At 68.4% G+C, this 17,020-nt stretch carries 14 protein-coding genes; 8 read left to right on the top strand and 6 right to left on the bottom strand.

The window, feature by feature from the left end:
• Positions 1–13: 13 nt before the first annotated feature.
• Positions 14–1,528, bottom strand: a complete 1,515-nt coding sequence (locus ABZV91_RS26745) for a protein kinase (RefSeq protein ID WP_355247174.1) — start codon at positions 1,526–1,528, stop codon at positions 14–16.
• 325 nt (positions 1,529–1,853) lie between these two features.
• Between ABZV91_RS26745 and ABZV91_RS26740 the strand changes: the two genes are divergently transcribed.
• Both ABZV91_RS26740 and ABZV91_RS26735 read left to right on the top strand, forming a co-directional pair.
• Positions 1,854–3,116 (top strand): hypothetical protein, encoded by a 1,263-nt coding sequence (locus tag ABZV91_RS26740; RefSeq protein ID WP_355247171.1) that lies wholly within the window; start codon positions 1,854–1,856, stop codon positions 3,114–3,116.
• Between the two features lie 142 nt (positions 3,117–3,258).
• On the top strand, positions 3,259–3,546 hold the full coding sequence (locus tag ABZV91_RS26735; RefSeq protein WP_355247168.1) for a relaxase domain-containing protein: 288 nt from the start codon (positions 3,259–3,261) through the stop codon (positions 3,544–3,546).
• 32 nt (positions 3,547–3,578) lie between these two features.
• On the opposite strand, the gene ABZV91_RS26730 is transcribed toward ABZV91_RS26735, so the two are convergent.
• Complete coding sequence (locus ABZV91_RS26730; RefSeq protein WP_355247225.1) at positions 3,579–3,725, bottom strand: hypothetical protein; 147 nt, start codon at positions 3,723–3,725, stop codon at positions 3,579–3,581.
• Between the two features lie 297 nt (positions 3,726–4,022).
• Between ABZV91_RS26730 and ABZV91_RS26725 the strand changes: the two genes are divergently transcribed.
• Entirely contained in the window at positions 4,023–5,225 is a 1,203-nt protein-coding gene (locus ABZV91_RS26725; protein ID WP_355247165.1) for an argininosuccinate synthase, read from the top strand.
• Between the two features lie 27 nt (positions 5,226–5,252).
• A complete protein-coding gene (gene argH, locus ABZV91_RS26720) occupies positions 5,253–6,674 on the top strand; it encodes an argininosuccinate lyase (RefSeq protein ID WP_355247163.1) in 1,422 nt (473 codons plus the stop codon).
• 542 nt (positions 6,675–7,216) lie between these two features.
• Here argH and idi read toward each other — a convergent pair.
• On the bottom strand, positions 7,217–7,786 hold the full coding sequence (idi, locus tag ABZV91_RS26715) for an isopentenyl-diphosphate Delta-isomerase (RefSeq protein ID WP_355247160.1): 570 nt from the start codon (positions 7,784–7,786) through the stop codon (positions 7,217–7,219).
• A 164-nt stretch (positions 7,787–7,950) separates the two neighbouring features.
• On the opposite strand from idi, the gene ABZV91_RS26710 reads away from it, so the two are divergent.
• Positions 7,951–10,887 carry an AMP-binding protein gene (locus ABZV91_RS26710; RefSeq protein WP_355247157.1) on the top strand — a complete coding sequence of 979 codons (2,937 nt, stop codon included), beginning with the start codon at positions 7,951–7,953 and terminating at the stop codon, positions 10,885–10,887.
• A gap of 13 nt (positions 10,888–10,900) precedes the next feature.
• Here the strand turns inward: ABZV91_RS26710 and rffA are convergent, their stop codons facing one another.
• Complete coding sequence (gene rffA / locus ABZV91_RS26705) at positions 10,901–12,037, bottom strand: dTDP-4-amino-4,6-dideoxygalactose transaminase (RefSeq protein WP_355247154.1); 1,137 nt, start codon at positions 12,035–12,037, stop codon at positions 10,901–10,903.
• Entirely contained in the window at positions 12,034–13,035 is a 1,002-nt protein-coding gene (locus ABZV91_RS26700) for a glycosyltransferase (protein ID WP_355247219.1), read from the bottom strand. Before ABZV91_RS26700 ends, rffA begins: the two co-directional genes overlap by 4 nt.
• A gap of 349 nt (positions 13,036–13,384) precedes the next feature.
• On the opposite strand from ABZV91_RS26700, the gene ABZV91_RS26695 reads away from it, so the two are divergent.
• Genes ABZV91_RS26695 through ABZV91_RS26685 form a run of 3 tightly spaced genes read left to right on the top strand, consistent with a single transcriptional unit; the run spans position 13,385 to position 16,403 of the window.
• Entirely contained in the window at positions 13,385–15,700 is a 2,316-nt protein-coding gene (locus ABZV91_RS26695; protein ID WP_355247216.1) for a hypothetical protein, read from the top strand.
• Entirely contained in the window at positions 15,697–16,167 is a 471-nt protein-coding gene (locus ABZV91_RS26690; protein ID WP_355247151.1) for a GtrA family protein, read from the top strand. The genes ABZV91_RS26695 and ABZV91_RS26690 overlap by 4 nt, the downstream gene beginning before the upstream one ends.
• A 5-nt stretch (positions 16,168–16,172) precedes the next feature.
• Entirely contained in the window at positions 16,173–16,403 is a 231-nt protein-coding gene (locus ABZV91_RS26685) for a Trm112 family protein (RefSeq protein ID WP_355247148.1), read from the top strand.
• Positions 16,404–16,411: 8 nt separating this feature from the next.
• On the opposite strand, the gene ABZV91_RS26680 is transcribed toward ABZV91_RS26685, so the two are convergent.
• The coding region (locus ABZV91_RS26680) for a TetR family transcriptional regulator (RefSeq protein ID WP_355247145.1) at positions 16,412–17,020 on the bottom strand (609 nt) is incomplete at its 5' end.

Genomic DNA, 17,020 nt, shown 5'->3' with positions numbered 1-17,020 from the left:
GGCCCGCGATCGGTCAGTACCTGGGTCCGCCGGCCCGCACGGATATGCGATAGGACAGCCACCGCCCGGTGGCGGGCGCGGCGGCGCAGCCGAACGCGAGCGCCGACAACATCAGCAGCGGACCGGTGAGCGCCAGGGCCGCCGGTTCGCTCGTGGCGACGGCGGCTACCGATCCGGTGATCGCCGCCAACGCGCCGATCACCGAACTCACCAGCGTGAGCGCGCGCCCCGACCGTCTGCCCGTGAGCAACAGCAGACCGCCGCTCACCCACAGCAGCGACACGACTCCGATGAACAGGAGCGCGAGCACCGAATAGCCGAGTTCCGCGCGCCCGGCGGGGTCGGCGGCCACGATCATCCGCGCGGTCTCCACCAGCCCCACACAGAACACGAACACCGGGAACACCGCGACGAGCAGGGTGGCCATACCCGCGGTGACAGCGGTCCCGCGCGACGGTCTCGGTCCGGCCGCCGGCGGCTGCGGCCACGACCGGGCGCCCGGCGGTCGCAGGTCGGCGATCGGCGGTCCTGGGTCGGTCACCACCCGCTGGTGCGCCGGAAACGGCTGCGGCCGGGACGGATGGCCCACGCGGACGTCCGCCCGGGGGTGCGGGGCCGCCGGTCGCGCGACCGACACGGATGTCACCGGGGTCGTCGGCGGCGCCGCGATATGCCTGCCCTCCAGGGCGTCGCGTACCGCGGTGATGAATCGACCGCAGTCTTGGAAGCGGTCCTCGCGCTGTTTGGCCATCGCGCGGGCCACCAGCGGGTCGACGGTGGTGGGCAGGTCGGGGCGGGCCTCGGTGAGCCGCGGCGGTGGTTGCGAGATATGCCCCATCACCACCTGGCCGGGGTTCGTGGAGGCGTACGGGGGCCGTCCGGCGAGAACCGCGAACAGGGTGCAGGCCAGCGAATACTGATCGGAGCGATGATCGACCACCATCCCGGACAACTGCTCCGGTGAGCCGTAGGCGAGGGTGGCGGTGAACGCGCCGGTGGCCGTCAGTTTCGTATTGGCGTCGGTGAGTCGCGCGATCCCGAAATCGGTGAGCACCGAATGGGATTCACGCAGGGATTCGGCATCGGCGATGAGGATGTTGGCCGGTTTCACATCGCGGTGCAGCACACCCCGGCTGTGCGCGTAGTCGAGCGCCGCCGCCGTCTCGCCGAGTAACCGGATCGTGGTCGCGGGCGGATGCGCGCGGGCGTCCCAGCTCGCCGCGTCGGTGCCCCGGATGTACTGCATGGCGATCCACAGGTGCCCCTCGTCGGTGCCGCGGTCGAACACCCCGACAATTCCCGGGTGCTCCAGCCGGGCGACGACATCGGCCTCCAACTCGAACCGGCGGGTGAGTTCGGTATCGGTACTCACCTCGCGATTCAGCAGTTTCAACGCGACACTGCGCGGTAGCCGCGGATGCCGGGCGAGGTATACGGTCCCCATACCGCCCTGCCCCAGCACCCCTTCGATCCGGTATCCGGCGAAGGTCGCGCCCACCCCCAGCACCGCCGCTCCTCCCACATTCATCGGAATGCTGTGACGCTACCGCATTTCCGGGGCGGCGTTCCGGGCGCCGGACTTCCGGGGCGTCTACCGGTGGTATTCGGAACAACTGCGGAGCTCAGGCCGTGGCTACTTCACTCGCGAGCTTTGTGGTGTTACGTGGTGGATAGTCCGGAGCGTCGGCGACGACAGGGGCCGGCATCTGGTGGACGTGCTGGCCCAGGCGACGGTCCGGACCATTGGCTATACAGGGAGTGCGCTTCCCTGTATATAGGACTGACCGGACCGATCGGCAGCGTGTCCGTACTGTGATCGTAGTAGCAAACCATGGGGTGATTCGAGTCCTGCAATGATCGAGCGAGCGGCGGTTTCGAAGGCTTTCGAGCGTATACGTGACGGGTTGGTCGATGACACGGGGGATATTGCGAGAGTGGGTTCGAGCCTACTGCGCGATACCAAGGTCACCCTTCAAAAGGGTGCAGTGCCTACGTATGTTGAAACCGATGTGTCGATCGCGCGATCCGCAGGATCGGGCAGGGGAGACTGTATAGCAGGCGATCCGGGCACGTCCGGGCGACTGCCGGCACTGTCGTTCGAATCTTATCGAGTTGTAGATTCGAATGGCAGTCCAGTGACTCGGCGCACATATTCGAAACAGGAGTTCATCGAATATTGGGAGAATAAGTTCGGGAGGGAGATGACCCATGCGGAACGTGACATTATCGATCATGGATGCATTGGCGTCACCGCGCTGTTTCTGGGGCATAGGCGTGGTGCGCTACCCAATAATCTCGCCTTTGGCGACATCGGATCGCACCGTATAATTTCGGAAGCGGAGAAAGTCTTGGCACCCGGCGACCTGGCCGATGCAAGAATTGGTTATTGGAGGAAGGAAATCGCCAGATCGGAGAGATCTATCGACCAGCATGGAATGGACCGGCCTATTATATACGGAAATCATATGGCGCGCGAGCCGCGCGAGTACATGGAGTACTGCAATAAAAAACTGGAGAAGGCGCTGGTGGATGCGGCAGAAATACATTCTAGAATACCAGAAGGATACAGGAGGGAAATGATCGAAGCCAGGAGTCAGGCGAAAATCGAAGGCAACGAGCGACTGTTCACGCGGATATCGGGCCAGGTGTCGAAGTTCAACGAGATCCTGCAATCTGGTCCCGATGTCGGCGAATTAACGCGCCTGGTAAAAGCGGATCTCGGTGTCGATGTACACCTACCCGCAGGAGACCTCTCGAACGTGAAGGCGCACATGGTAGGGCAACATTACTGGTCAGGGCAAACTAGTGATAATATCATTCACCGCGGCGGCAGGGGTTCGAGCACTCCCGATGCCGCAAGGTTTGCACCACACCCGATAACTGGCCATGTGGATATGTCGGGATACTACCGGCAAGGCAAGCCGGGGTATACCGTTTTTGACTATGGATACTACGACGAAGGCACGGCAAGTTTTTGGTCTGCGAATCATAACGAACTTTATGATCCCGATAACCCGCTAGAGGTATATCAGAGCACTCCGGCAAAATTCCTGTCAGGTTCCATCGCTTACGATAGTACGGCGCTGCATATTATATTTGGCGAAGCTGCTCATTGACGGTTTCGAGCAGGATCGTCATTCTGTCGGATTCGGGTGGCGCCCGGTTCGAGGGTCGGGTCTGGTGGCGTCGCGGGGTGCTTCAGGCGTACCAGGTGCTCGGCGAACGGCAATGGAAAGGCCTTACCGCGGCGCGGCGCGGATGTTCGCCGTGGAGGCAGGGCGGGCGCCGCTGAACGAGCGGGAGCTGTCGGGGTGGGTGGCGCGTGCTTCGCGGCCGTCGCGGAAGACGGTGGCCGGGTTCGACCTGACGTTCACGCCGGTGAAGAGCGTGTCTGCGGTGTGGGCGTTGGCATCGCGTGAGGTCGCTGCCGAGATCGGGGCCGCCTACCGCTCCCTGATCGGTGACGTGATCGCGTATATCGAGCGCGATGCGCTTGCGGACGCGTGGGTCGCCACAGCGACCGCTGCTGCGCCGTTGGATCGGTGATCAGCTTACGGGCGAGACGGTATGCGCCGGGCTCAGTGGTTGTTCACCAGGTCCTGCAGCAGCGGTGTGGCCATATCGATGCCCCATTTGCCGATGGTCAGGGCGGCGTTGCCGAGGGTGACGACGACGTAGCCGATTGTCTCGTAGTTGTCCTGCGCCCACTGTTGCAACATCTGCACGGTCCGTCCTCCTCTGCCCATCGACCGCCTATCGGTGTGACCAGCGTCTCATAGGGTGAGTGGGTGAGGAAGGGGTGGCCGTCGATCGCAACCATTCCTGGATGCGGTATAGCGCCAGGTAGCAGGCGTCGGCACCCCGATTGTGAATGAGATTGCACCATCGTGCATAATCATTTGTAGCGGCGGCGCGCACCGATCCGGCAACGGGCCAGCATACTGCTGGGAAGGCCGCGGGCCCGCGCACGCAGACCACGAACATCATCCGCAGCACCGAATGCATCCGAGGAGCACCAGAACATGTCCGATCGCGTCGTACTCGCCTACTCCGGTGGGCTGGACACCTCCGTGGCCATCAGCTGGATCGGCAAGGAGACCGGCGCCGAGGTCGTGGCCGTGGCCATCGATCTGGGGCAGGGCGGCGAGGATATGAACGTGGTGCGTCAGCGCGCGCTCGACTGCGGTGCCGTCGAAGCGGTCGTGGTGGACGCCCGCGACGAGTTCGCCGACGAGTACTGCCTGCCCACCATTCAGGCCAACGCGCTCTACCAGGGTGAATACCCGCTGGTCTCGGCCATCAGCCGCCCCCTCATCGTCAAGCACCTGGTCGAGGCCGCCAAGTTCCACGGCGCGGACACCGTGGCGCACGGCTGCACCGGTAAGGGCAACGATCAGGTCCGCTTCGAGGTCGGCATCGGCGCCCTGGCCCCCGATCTGAACGTGATCGCCCCCGTCCGCGACTACGCCTGGACCCGGGAGAAGGCCATCGCCTTCGCCGAGGAGAACAAGCTCCCGATCAATGTCACCAAGAAGTCGCCGTTCTCCATCGACCAGAACGTCTGGGGCCGCGCCGTCGAGACCGGGTTCCTCGAGGACCTCTGGAATGCCCCCACCAAGGACGTCTACGACTACACCACCGACCCGACCGTCAACTTCGAGGCGCCCGACGAACTCATCGTCACCTTCGAACGCGGTGTCCCGGTCGCCATCGACGGCCGCCAGGTCAGCGTGCTCGAGGCGATCACCGAACTGAACAGCCGCGCGGGCCGGCAGGGCGTGGGCCGGCTCGATATGGTCGAGGACCGGCTCGTCGGTATCAAGAGCCGCGAGATCTACGAGGCGCCCGGCGCCATCGCGCTGATCACCGCGCACCGGGCGCTGGAGAACGTGACCCTGGAGCGGGAGCTCGGCCGCTACAAGCGGCAGGTCGAGCAGCGCTGGGGCGAGCTGGCCTACGACGGCCTGTGGTTCTCGCCGCTGAAGCGGGCGCTGGACGCTTTCGTCACGGACACCCAGCAGCATGTATCCGGCGATATCCGGATGGTGCTGCACGCCGGTAACGTCACGGTCAACGGCCGTCGCAGCGACCAGTCGCTCTACGACTTCAACCTGGCCACCTACGACGAGGGCGACAGCTTCGACCAGTCGCTGGCCAAGGGCTTCGTGCAGATCCACGGCCTGTCCTCGAAGGTCGCGGCCAAGCGGGACCTGAACCAGAAGTAACGCGCAGCCGAGACAGCCGACCGAGACGTGGGAGAGGTAGTGGGCACCAACGAAGGCGCGTTGTGGGGTGGGCGGTTCGCCTCCGGCCCCGCCGAGGCGATGGCGGCGCTGAGCAAATCGACCCAGTTCGACTGGGCGCTGGCGCCCTACGATATCCGCGCCTCAAAGGCGCACGCCCGGGTGCTGAACAAGGCCGGACTGCTGTCGGAGAGCGATCTGAGCGCCATGCTCGCCGGCCTGGACGGGCTCGCCGCCGATGTCGGATCCGGTGCCTTCACGCCCGCGGAATCCGATGAGGATGTGCACGGCGCGCTCGAGCGCGGCCTCATCGACCGGGTCGGGCCGGAGCTCGGCGGGCGGCTGCGCGCCGGGCGCTCCCGCAACGACCAGGTCGCCACGCTGTTCCGGATGTGGCTGCGCGACGCGGTACGGCGTATCGCGGCCGGGCTGGTGACGGTGGTGGACGCCCTCGCCGATCAGGCCGCGGCGCATCCGGACGCGGTGATGCCGGGCAAAACCCATCTGCAGGCGGCGCAGCCGGTATTGCTGGCCCACCATCTGCTCGCCCACGCGCATCCGCTGGTGCGCGATATCGACCGGCTGCGCGATTTCGACAAGCGGGCCGCCGTCTCGCCGTACGGGTCCGGTGCGCTCGCCGGGTCCTCGCTCGGCCTCGACCCCGAGGCCATCGCGGCCGAACTCGATTTCACCGCCGCGGCCGCGAATTCCATCGACGCGACCTCCGCGCGGGATTTCGCGGCCGAGGCCGCCTTCGTCCTGGCGATGATCGGCGTGGACCTCAGCCGGATGGCCGAGGAGATCATCCTGTGGAGCACGCCGGAGTTCGGCTACATCACCCTGGCCGACGCCTGGTCGACCGGTTCGTCGATCATGCCGCAGAAGAAGAACCCGGACGTCTCCGAACTCACCCGCGGTAAAGCGGGCCGGCTGATCGGCAACCTCACCGGGCTCCTCGCCACCCTGAAGGCCCAGCCGCTGGCCTACAACCGGGACCTGCAGGAGGACAAGGAACCCCTGTTCGACTCGGTGGCGCAGCTGGAGCTGCTGTTACCGGCCATCGCCGGCCTGGTCTCCACTCTCACCTTCCACACCGACCGGATGGCCGAGCTGGCGCCCGCCGGTTTCACTCTGGCGACCGATATCGCCGAATGGATGGTCCGGCACGGGGTGCCGTTCCGTGTCGCGCACGAAGCCGCCGGCGCCTGTGTGCGGACCGCCGAGGCGCGCGGGGTCGGACTGGACGAGCTGACCGACGAGGAGTTCGCGGCGATCGACCCGGCGCTCACCCCGCGGGTCCGTGAGGTGCTGACGGTGGCCGGCTCCGTCGCGTCGCGTAATGCCCGCGGCGGCACGGCGGGGGAGCGGGTCGCCGAACAGCTCGGCGAGATCCGCGCGGCCGCCGAGCAGATCCGGAGCTGGCTGGACTGATCCGGTGTCCCGGGCGGTGGCGAGCCATCCGGGGGACCGGCCCTGAAGCACCGGCCGGGGTCGCCCGGCCGGTGCGGAAACGACGTCCCGGTACGCGCATGCCGGTGGCTCGGCCGTCGTTGTCGGCCTCAGGGCTGATCCGCGACGCGTCGAGCGAAGCCGTCCTCGGCGGCTCGCGGAGCACGGAAAATAATCTTATTACGTAGATATGCGCATCTTGATATAGATAACCGAACCCGAAGGGATGACCGACTCGAGCTGTTGGTCGCAACGCCGCACGATCGGCGAGCACCACGTTCGGGTCCGGATATCTGGTCCGGTCGCATCCGGACCGCCTCCAGACCACGCGATGAGACGGCGTGACGAGGACCGGGATAACGGCCGGTCGCTGTCGGCCGATGAAGCCGGCATGGAGTTCATACTGGTCGCACTCGCGGTGGCTTATCTGGTTGTCGCCGATTTTCTCGGCAGTATCGCGCAGGCGCTGGGCTCGGCCGGGATGTAGAAACGACGAGACATCCGGTGCCCTGGCGGCGGCGGGCTCAGGCCGGAACCGGCGGCCCGGCGGCGGCGATCTCCAGTACGCCGGCGAGCCAGGGACTGAACCCGTCCGGGTCCTCCCGTAGCCGGGCGCGCAACTCGTCCGGGCCGATCCAGCGGTAGTCGGCGACCTCGGCCGGGTCGGGCCGCGGCCGCGCATCGTCGAGCACGCCCACCAGGACGTGATCCCATTCGTCCTCGACGAACCCGGTGCGCGGGTCGCTCGCCCGGTAGCTGTAGACACCGACCTCGGTGAGCGGTACGCGCAGCCCCATCTCTTCGGTCAGACGCACACCGGCCGCCTCGACGACGGGGACGCCGGGGGCGGGATGGCCGCAGCACGTATTCGACCAGCGTGCCGGAAACCGCGTCTTACCGGGCGCGCGTTGCTGCAGCAGGGTCCGGCCCGCGGTGTCGAAGATCAGCACCGAGAAGGCCCGGTGCGGGCGGCCGGGGGCACGATGGGCCTCGGCCACCGGGCACGACCCGACCGTCTTGCCGGTGGAGTCGACCAGCTCGACGGGCAGGTTTTCCCGGTCGGCGGTGGTGGATGGCACGGTCGGGTCGGTCACGATCCTCACCCTATCGGCGCGGGCTAGGGTTCCGCCGAGGTGGCGGGTACATGATGTAGATGTCACAACGGACCTCACGGGTACGGGGTGCGATATGGCAGGCTTTGTGCATACCACGGGGTTTGTGAGGTATGCCACGCCACAGGTAGGGCTGGGAGCGGAATGTGAAGTTGAGTGTGCGAGGTCTGGCGGGGTCGGCGCGGCGGGTGATGTCCACCGCGCAGAACGGGCTCGAGGTGATCCGCTTCGGCGGACTGGGCAGGGATACCGAGTCCTCACCGTTCGAGATCGCCGAGCGACGGCCCATGTACCGCCTGCGCCACTACTTCCCCGCCGCCCCCAAAGGCGGTCCGGTGGTGTTGTTGGTCCCGCCGCTCATGGTCAACGCCGATATCTGGGACGTCAACGGCGACGACGGCGCGGTCGGCATCCTGCACCGCGGCGGTATCGACTGCTGGGTCATCGATTTCGGTTCGCCGTCGGTGGAGGAAGGCGGCTGGAAACGCGATCTCGCCGACCATGTGCTCGCGGTGAACACCGCGATCGATACGGTCTGCGCCGCGACCGGCCGCGATGTGCACCTGATGGGGTATTCGCAGGGCGGTATGTTCGCCTACCAGACCGCGGCCTTCCGGGCGAGCAAGGGTATCGCGAGCATCGTGACCTTCGGCAGCCCCGTCGATATCGTGGCCGGGATGCCGCTGGGCCTGCCGCATGCCGCGGTCTCGGATCTGGTGGATTTCGCGGCCGACCATGTCGTGCCCCGGCTGCCGATCACCGACCGGATGGTCCGCATCGGATTCCAGCTCCTCGACCCGGTGAAGACCGCCAAGGCGCGGATCGATTTCCTGCGCCAGCTGCACGACCGCGAAGCATTGCTGCCCAAGGAGCGGCAGCGGCGCTTCCTGACCAACGAGGGCTGGGTCGGCTACGCCGGGCCCGCCGCGGCCGACCTGCTCAAACAGTTCGTCGTGCACAACCGCATGATGCTGGGCGGTTTTGTCATCCGCGACCAGCCGATCTCGCTGGCCGACCTGAAATGCCCGATTCTGGCTTTCCTCGGTGAGGTCGACGAGATCGGCCAGCCCGCGGCGGTGCGCGGTATCGTGCGGGCCGCGCCGCGGGCCGAGGTGTACGAGTCGACAGTGGTCTCGGGCCATTTCGGTCTCGTCGCGGGATCGGTCGCCACCAAGTGCACCTGGCCCCAGGTGCGCGACTGGGTGGGCTGGGTCGAAGGCGGCAATCCACTGCCGGAAGAGATCGTGCCGATGACCGATCACGTCGCGGAGGAGGCACCGCGTACCGCCCTGCTGCGCGTGGTGCACACCGCCGCCGCCCTGGCCGGAGCCGGCGCCGAGGTGGGCCGCACGCTCGAACACCTGGCCGCCAACACCCTGCGCGGATCGGTGGGCGTGGTCGAGGGCGCCACCCGCACACTGCCCCGGCTGACCCGGCTCGGCACGATCGAATCGACGACCCGGATCTCCATCGGCCGGCTGCTGGCCGAACAGGCCCGGCGGTCGCCGCGCGGTGAATGTTTCCTCTTCGACGACCGGGTGCACACGAATGCCGCGGTCGATATCCGGATCGACAATGTGGTGCGCGGTTTGATCTCGGTCGGGATCCGGCCCGCGACCCGGGTCGGGGTGGTGATGGAGACCCGGCCCAGTGCGCTGGTGACCTTGGCGGCATTGTCGCGTCTGGGTGCCGTCGCCGTGCTCATGGCGCCCGAGAGCGATCTGACCACCGCTCTCGCGCAGACCGGGACGACGGTGCTGGTCTCGGATCCGGAGAACGTACGCCACGCCGTCGCCACCGGGGCCCGGGTGTTCGTCCTCGGCGGCGGTGACGCCCGCGGCCTCGCGGTGCCCGCGGGTACCGATGTGGTGGATCTCGAACAGGTCGATCCCGAGCGGGTCCGGGTGCCGGGCTGGTACCGCCCGAATCCGGGACGTGCCCGGGAATTGGCGTTCATCCTGGTCGCCGGCGTAGGGGACCGGCTGGACATCAAATACATCACCAATCACCGCTGGGCGCTGTCGGCGTTCGGTACCGCCTCGGCGGCCGATCTCGACAACAAGGACACGGTGTACTGCCTGGCGCCGCTGCACCATTCGTCCGGACTGCTGGTGAGCCTGGGCGGAGCCATCGCCGGTGGGAGCCGGATCGCGCTGGCCCGGTCCCTGGATCCGGGCCGTTTCGCCGAGGAAGTCCACCGCTACGGGGTCACGGTCGTGACGTACACGTGGACGATGCTGCGCGATATCCTCGACGCCGAGGTCTTTCCGGACGGGCACGCGCATCCCATCCGGTTGTTCATCGGCTCCGGAATGCCCGCCGGTCTGTGGCGTCGCACCGTCGAACAGTTCGCCCCGGCCCGGGTGCTCGAGTTCTATGCCTCCATCGAGGGCGATGTGGTGCTCGCGAATGTGCCGGGTGTGAAATTCGGCTGCAAGGGCCGGCCGGTGCCGGGGACCGCGCGGGTGGAACTGGTGGCCTACGACCCGGTCTCCGGCCAGGTCCAGGTCGACGACCACGGCTACGCCCGCCGGTGTGCCGACAACGAGGTCGGGCTGCTGATCGGCTCGGCCGGGGCGGGGGTGGACCTGTCGCTGGGCGGATTACGCGGCGTCTTCGAACCGGAGGACTCCTGGTTGCCCACCGAGAACCTGTTCCGGCGCGACAGCGACGGCGACTACTGGCTGGTCGACCGGATCGACACCGTGATCCGGACCCGGCGCGGCCCGGTGTACACCCAGCCGATCGTGGATGTGCTCAACGATATCGCCGCCGTCGATATGGAAGTGGCCTTCGCACTGCCCGCGCGCGACCGGGTCCTCGCGGTCGCGGCGGTGAGCGTACGTCCGGGTTTCCGGCTCGAAGCCGGCGATATCACCGAAGCCCTGCGCTCGCTGGCGCCCGACCAGCGCCCGGATGTCGTGTACATCGTCGACGATATTCCGCGCAGTCCGTCGTTCCGGCCGTCGGCACACGCCGTCGCGGCGGCGGGCGGCCCGCGCCCCGGCCCGCTCACCTGGTGGTATGAACCGGAATCGGAGACCTACGAAGCACTCACCGAGGCCGATCCCGCCGGACTGTGACCGCCGCCCCCTGTCAGCACCGGTACGCGGTGACCGCGTCGAGCACCCGGTGGATCTGGTCCCGGGTGAGCATGGGCCACAGCGGTAGCCGGACGATACTCGCCGCGAACCGGGCGCTGCGGGTGCACGGGTAGGGCGTCCGGCCGTATTTGAGCCCCGCCGCGCTCGAGTCGAGTGGTACATAGTGGAACGGCGCCACGATCCCGCGGTCGGCGAGATACCGGATGAGGCCGTCGCGGGCTTCCTCGGTCGGCATACGCAGGTAGAACAGGTGTGCGGTATGGCGCCGGTCCGGCGGCACCGACATCGGGGCGACCCCCTGCTCGGCCGCCCAGGAGCCGAGCCCGGCCGCGTAGGTGTGCCACACCCGGTGCCGGGCGCGCTGAATGGTGTGGAATTCGGCGAGCTGGGCGTCGAGTACGGCGGCATTGAGTTCACTGGGCAGATAACTGGACCCGATGTCCTGCCAGGAGTACTTGTCCACCTGGCCGCGCAGGAACCGGGCGCGATCGGTGCCCTTTTCCCGGATGATCTCGGCGCGGCCCATCAGGATGTCGTCGGAGAGCAGCAGCGCACCGCCCTCACCGCAGTGCACGTTCTTCGTATCGTGGAAACTCTGGGTGCCCAGCGTGCCGAGGGTGCCGAGCGAGCGGCCCCGCCAGGTACCGCCGAGTCCGTGGGCGTTGTCCTCGATCAGCGCCAGACCGTGCCGGTCGGCGAGGCGTTGCAGGGTGGCCATATCAGCGGCCACCCCGCCGTAGTGCATGACCACGATCGCCTTGGTGTGGTCGGTGATCGCCGCCGCGGCGGCCTGCGGGTCGATATTGCCGGTGGTGCTGTCGATATCGACGAAAACGCAGGTGGCACCGTGTACCGCGAACGCCGCGGCGGTGGAGGTGAACGCGAAACTCGGCACGATCACCTCGTCGCCGGGCCCCAGCTCGAGCAGGAGCGCGGCCAGTTCCAGCGCATGGGTGCACGAGGTGGTCAACAGAACGTGGCGAGCTCCGGTGATCTCGGCGAGTTTCGCGGTGGCCGCGGCGGTGAACGGGCCGTCGCCGTGACAGTGGTCGGAATCGAGTACGGCGGTCAGATTCGACAGTTCCGCGGCCGACCGATAGGGACGGCTGAAGATGATCCGCTCGGTCACCTCGCCGCCTCGGCGGCCCGGCGCACCGCCGCGGCCGTCGGCTCCTCCGCGGGGCGGGGTGTCGGCGATTCCACCGTCAGGTACAGCGGTTTTCCGACCAGGATGTGCAGAACCACTCCGAGGTATTCGGCGATGAGGCCGAGCGAGAACAGCACCGCGCCCGAGCACAGCAGCAGCACCACGATGATGGAGGCCCAGCCCTCCGGGTCGGCGCCGTCGCCGGTCAGCGCCGTGTAGATGATCACGCCGGCCAGCACCGCCCCGGCCAGCGCCAGCGTCACCCCGAGCAGGCTCACCAGCCGCAGCCCGCGGGTTCCGGTGCACAGCACCATCTTCCAGAACAGCGAGAACAGCCGCCGGTAGCTGTACCCGGATTCGGCCCGGCCCTCGGAGCGCAACAGCACAGGGACCGTCGCGGTCCGGCCGACGACCCAGGTCAGTGCGACATCGAGATAGGCGCCGTTGGCCGCGACCTCGGCGAGCCGGCGCCCGATATCGCCGCGGATCAGCCGGAAGCTCTCGAATCGGGTGGAGGCGGGGAAGGCGAAGAGAGTGGCCAGCACCAGTTTCGCGCCGCGCGAGGTGAGGTTGCGCAGCGGACCGTGCGGGCGGGTGTTGGTGGGCCGGGAGTAGACCAGGTCGGCGCGTTCGCGGTACGCGGCATCCAGGAACGCGGCGATATGGGCCGGGTCGTGTTGCCCGTCCTCGTCCATGGTGACGACCCAGCGTTCCCGGGCGGCGGCCAGCCCGGCGATGGTGGCCGCGTCCTGTCCGTAATTGCGGCTCAACCAGACCACCCGCACCTGCGGGTATTCGCGCGCCAGCCGCTGTAGTACGAGATCGGAGCGGTCGGGGCCGTGATCGTGCACCAGCACGATCTCCGCGACCCGGAAGCCGAGACCGCCGGGAGTCGCGGTGGGTACACCCAACACGTCCAGCTCCCGCACGAGCGCGGCGACGGTCTGTTCACCGCGGTACACCGGGACCACGACCGAAATACCGCATACTTCGGGCGAATCGGATTCGAAGTCGGGGGCCGGGTGGTCGCGCCCGGGTCGTGGGGCCGCGGTGCCGAGAGGGGGAATGGGGCGGGTCGCCGGTGGCCGGTCGGCGGCCCGGGCGGACACGGAGCTGGGAGAAAACGGCATTGGCGAGATCGACTTTCGACGGTGGATAACGCGTGCCGGGTCTCGATGACGCTGGTGAGCCCGAGAAATGCGAACTCTAGCAGGTGCGGTGCGGACGAGGCGGGCAGATCCGAATGCGCGTCGTTCCGGTCGTGGAACCCACTGCGGGCGGTAGGGTCTGGGACCCGTGGCGGATGGTCGAGCCGAGAGTCGGCGGGATGTGGTCCGGTGGGGTCTGGTGTGCACGGCGGGCGTGCTCGCCGCCTATCTCGCTGTCCTGCTGGCGAATTCCCGGCATTTCTACACCGACGACACCGAGTCCCAGTACGCGCCGCTGTGGGTGATGACCGGCCGCGCCCTGCGCGAGGGGCGGTTCCCGGTATTGGTGCCGGAGAACTGGCTGGCCGGTAACTACGCCATCGAGGAGACCGGTCTGCTCAATCCGCCGCAGCTGCTGATCGATCTGCTCGCGGTCTCGGTGGACGATCTCGCGTTGTACGCGACACTGGTCAAAATGCTGTTCGCGGTCGTGCTGGGGCTCGGTGTGTACCGTGTCTGCCTGGCCTACGGCGGCCGCCCGCCCTGGTCGGCGGTGGCCGGGGTGGCTTTCCCCTGTAGCGGTTTCCTGTTGTTCTTCGACGCGGCCAGCTGGATGACCGCGTTCACCGGGACCACCTGGCTGGTGCACGCCTGGGCGTCGGGAGTGCGCTTCGCCCGGGGTCGCGGGGGACCTGTCCCGGTGTTCGTGTTCCTCTATCTGACGATCTCGGTGCAGTACGTCTTTCCCGCGGTGGAAGCGGCCGTGCTGTTCGCCACCGTGCTCCTCGGCGAATTCGTGTACCGGCGGCAGTGGGGGCCGGTGGTCCGGCTCGCCCTGGTGGCCGGGTGCGCGGCGGCGGCCGGTCTGGCGACCTACCTGCCGAGTCTGCTGACCGCCGATGTCACCTGGCGCGGCGCGTCGGAGGTCCGCAACGACCAATTCCTGACCGTGCCGTGGTCGGAATCGCTGAACGCCAGCCTGCCCAGTACGTTGCCCGCCTTCACTTCCTGGTGGGGATACGTGCAACCGCTGCCCATGGTGTACATCGCGTGGTTCCTGATCCCGGCGCTGGCCTTCGTCGACTGGAAACGCGCCGCGGACGCGGCGCGGGAGCTGAGCGGGCCCGCCCTGTTCGCCGTCCTGACCCTGCTGTGGACCGCCGGGCCCGGAACCATGGGCCCGCTGCGCTGGCCGGCCCGGGTACTGCCGATGGTCGCGCTGGCGCTGCTGGTGCTGGTGTGTGTCCTGCTCGGCCGGTTCGGCACGGTCGCCGGAACCCGTCGGCGTGGTATCGCCGCCGCGGTCCTGGTCGTGCTCCTGCTGGCGCGGTCCGCCGCGGCCGCGCCGGAGGAGACGCTCGGCCACCTGATGGCCGCGGGCGGAGTGGGCGGGCTGGGGGCGGTCGTGCTGTGGCTGGGCCGGACCCGCGGGCGGGGCGCCGCCTGCCTGCTCACGCTGGTCGCGGTGGCGCCGATCGCCTACCTCCAGGTGCACGCGGCCCAGCCCACGCCCATGAGCTGGAATCTGCCCGCGAAGCGGTCGGAGATGACGGCGGCCTTCCCCGATTTCCCGGGCACCACGCTGCAATTGGGCGACCGGGCGCTCATCGCTCCCGGCGAGCGCACCCTCGACGGTGCGTACGGGTCGCTGGCCTTCGGTAACTACGCCAAGAACCTGGAGGTCGACTATGTGGGCGGCTATACCCCCAACGGTCACTTCTATTTCGGCCATCTGCTGTGTATGCGCTGGGACGTCAGCGTCTGCCCCGACGCCTATCGACGGGCCTTCGCGCCGGAACCCGAGACCGGACGGCCCCTGGTGGATCTGATGCTGGTCGACCGCGTGGTCCTCCAGCGCGCGCTGTTCCCCGGAGCCCGCGAGCAGCCCGCGCCCGCGGGCTGGAAATGGGTGGACTATCCGGGGCACGAACAGTACATCGTGGTTCTCGAACGCGAGACCGGCCCGGTGTCGGGACGCGCCGGCCGGGTCGCCCACACCGCCGGTGTCACCGTCGGCGCCACCGCCGAATCGGATACCACCAGCCGGGTCCGGGTCGATTCACCCACCGGCGGCCGGATCGTCTTCGCGCGATTGGGCTGGCCTGGGTATCGCGCGCACCTCGACGGCCGGCAGCTCCCGATCGACGTGGTGGCGAACAGTTTCGTCGCCGTGGATATCCCGCCCGGCACCCGCGCGGGAGACCTGGAACTCACCTGGCGGCCTCCCGGTTGGAAGATCGGCGCCGCGCTGGTGACAGCCGGATTGCTCGGCCTGGCCGCCCTGGAGCTGGACCGCCGGCGCGGCCGCCGGCGAACTGTCCCGCCGCCTGCCGAACCACCGGCCGGCCCGGCCGAGCCACTCGTCGGCCCGGCCGAACCGCTCGTCGGCCTCGCTGTACCTCGTGGCGGCCCGGCCGCTGCGCCCACCGACCCGGTGGCTCCGCCGCCCACCGACCCGGTGGCCGGCGGGCCAGGTCCCGTCGCCGCGCGCCCGTGACCGGATCCGCCGGACACCGGGCCACCCCGCGCGACGGTACGCTCGCGGAGCCCACCGACCCGGGCCCCCTGCTGCGGCTCGTGCGCCGGCGGGAACTCGCCTTCGCGGTGGTCGGGGCCGTCAACACGGCGATGGGAGTCGGCCTGACCATGGGATGGCTGTGGCTGCTCGGGACCGCTGTGCCACCGTCGGTGGCGGTGGCCGCGGCCTACGCCACCGGTGTCGGGATCGCCTTCGTGCTGCACCGCAATCTGGTGTTCCGGGTCCGCGGCCGGGTGCTCCGGGATTTCGCCGCGTTCGTGGCCGTCAACAGCGGCGGACTGGTCGCCAACGCCCTGCTGCTCGAACTCGCTGTCACGGTGCTCGGCTTTCCCCGGGCGCCCGCCGCGATCGTGGTGATGGGCGCGGTCGCGGTCGGCAGCTATTTCGGCCACCGCTCCCTCTCGTTCCGCCGACCGGTAGGTTGATCCTCATGTCGGAGGAAACCATTCTGGATCCCACCCTGCTGAGCCTGCTGGCCTGCCCGCAGGACAAAGGTCAGCTGCATCTGGTGCGCGCCGCCGACGGCGCGGATCTGCTGTACAACCCGCGACTGCGCCTGGCCTACCCGATCGACGGCGGTATTCCGGTACTCCTCGCCGATGAGGCCCGCCCGGTCGACGACGCCGAACACGCCGACTTCGCCCGCCAGTACGGGGAGTGACATCCGGGTCAGGGCTCGTCGGCAGCGGCCGAGTCCTGACCCAGATTCCCGGTGAGATAACGCTGGACCGTGGGCCCGACGGCCGCGACTATCTGCGGCAGCGGCAGCCCACTCACCGGTTGAAGCGCCAGGATCTTGCGGGAGATCACCAGTCCCGCCATCTGTGAGGCGGCCAATGCCACCCGGAGCCGGCCGTCGTCGGTATCGGTGGCGATTCGCTGCCGCACCCGCTCCAGCACCACCGACAGGAGAAAATCGCGGGCCAGCGAGGTATCCCCGCTCGCCACCAGACTCCGCACCAGTGCCACCGCACCGGTGCCGGCCGGGGAATCCCACAGGCCCACCACGGCGGCGACGATGGTTTCGCCGAGCCGGTCCAGCGGTACCGCGTCCACCCGCCGCAGGACGATCTCCGGATCCACCGGTAGTTCCACCACCGCGGCGAACAACTGCTGCTTGGTCCCGAAGTAATGGTGCACCAGCGCCGGATCCACCTCCGCGTCCGCGGCGACCGCTCGGATGGAGGTTTTGTCGAATCCGCATTTCGCGAAGCGCTCCCGGGCCGCGGCCAGGATCGCGTCCCGGGTTCCCGACCGGCCGGGCCGGCGGCCCGGCCG

Origin of the sequence: Nocardia sp. NPDC004568 (genome assembly GCF_040609955.1) — a bacterium.
GTDB lineage: Bacteria > Actinomycetota > Actinomycetes > Mycobacteriales > Mycobacteriaceae > Nocardia.
Note: the sequence above shows the minus strand (reverse complement) of the source record. Positions and strands in the feature narration are given on the sequence as shown.

What these genes read in the sequence shown, in the direction of transcription:
- ABZV91_RS26745 (WP_355247174.1), bottom strand. Translation starts at nt 1,528, where the DNA reads ATGAATGTGGGAGGAGCGGCGGTGCTGGGGGTGGGCGCGACCTTCGCC.
- ABZV91_RS26740 (WP_355247171.1), top strand. Translation starts at nt 1,854, where the DNA reads ATGATCGAGCGAGCGGCGGTTTCGAAGGCTTTCGAGCGTATACGTGAC.
- ABZV91_RS26735 (WP_355247168.1), top strand. Translation starts at nt 3,259, where the DNA reads ATGTTCGCCGTGGAGGCAGGGCGGGCGCCGCTGAACGAGCGGGAGCTG.
- ABZV91_RS26725 (WP_355247165.1), top strand. Translation starts at nt 4,023, where the DNA reads ATGTCCGATCGCGTCGTACTCGCCTACTCCGGTGGGCTGGACACCTCC.
- ABZV91_RS26685 (WP_355247148.1), top strand. Translation starts at nt 16,173, where the DNA reads ATGTCGGAGGAAACCATTCTGGATCCCACCCTGCTGAGCCTGCTGGCC.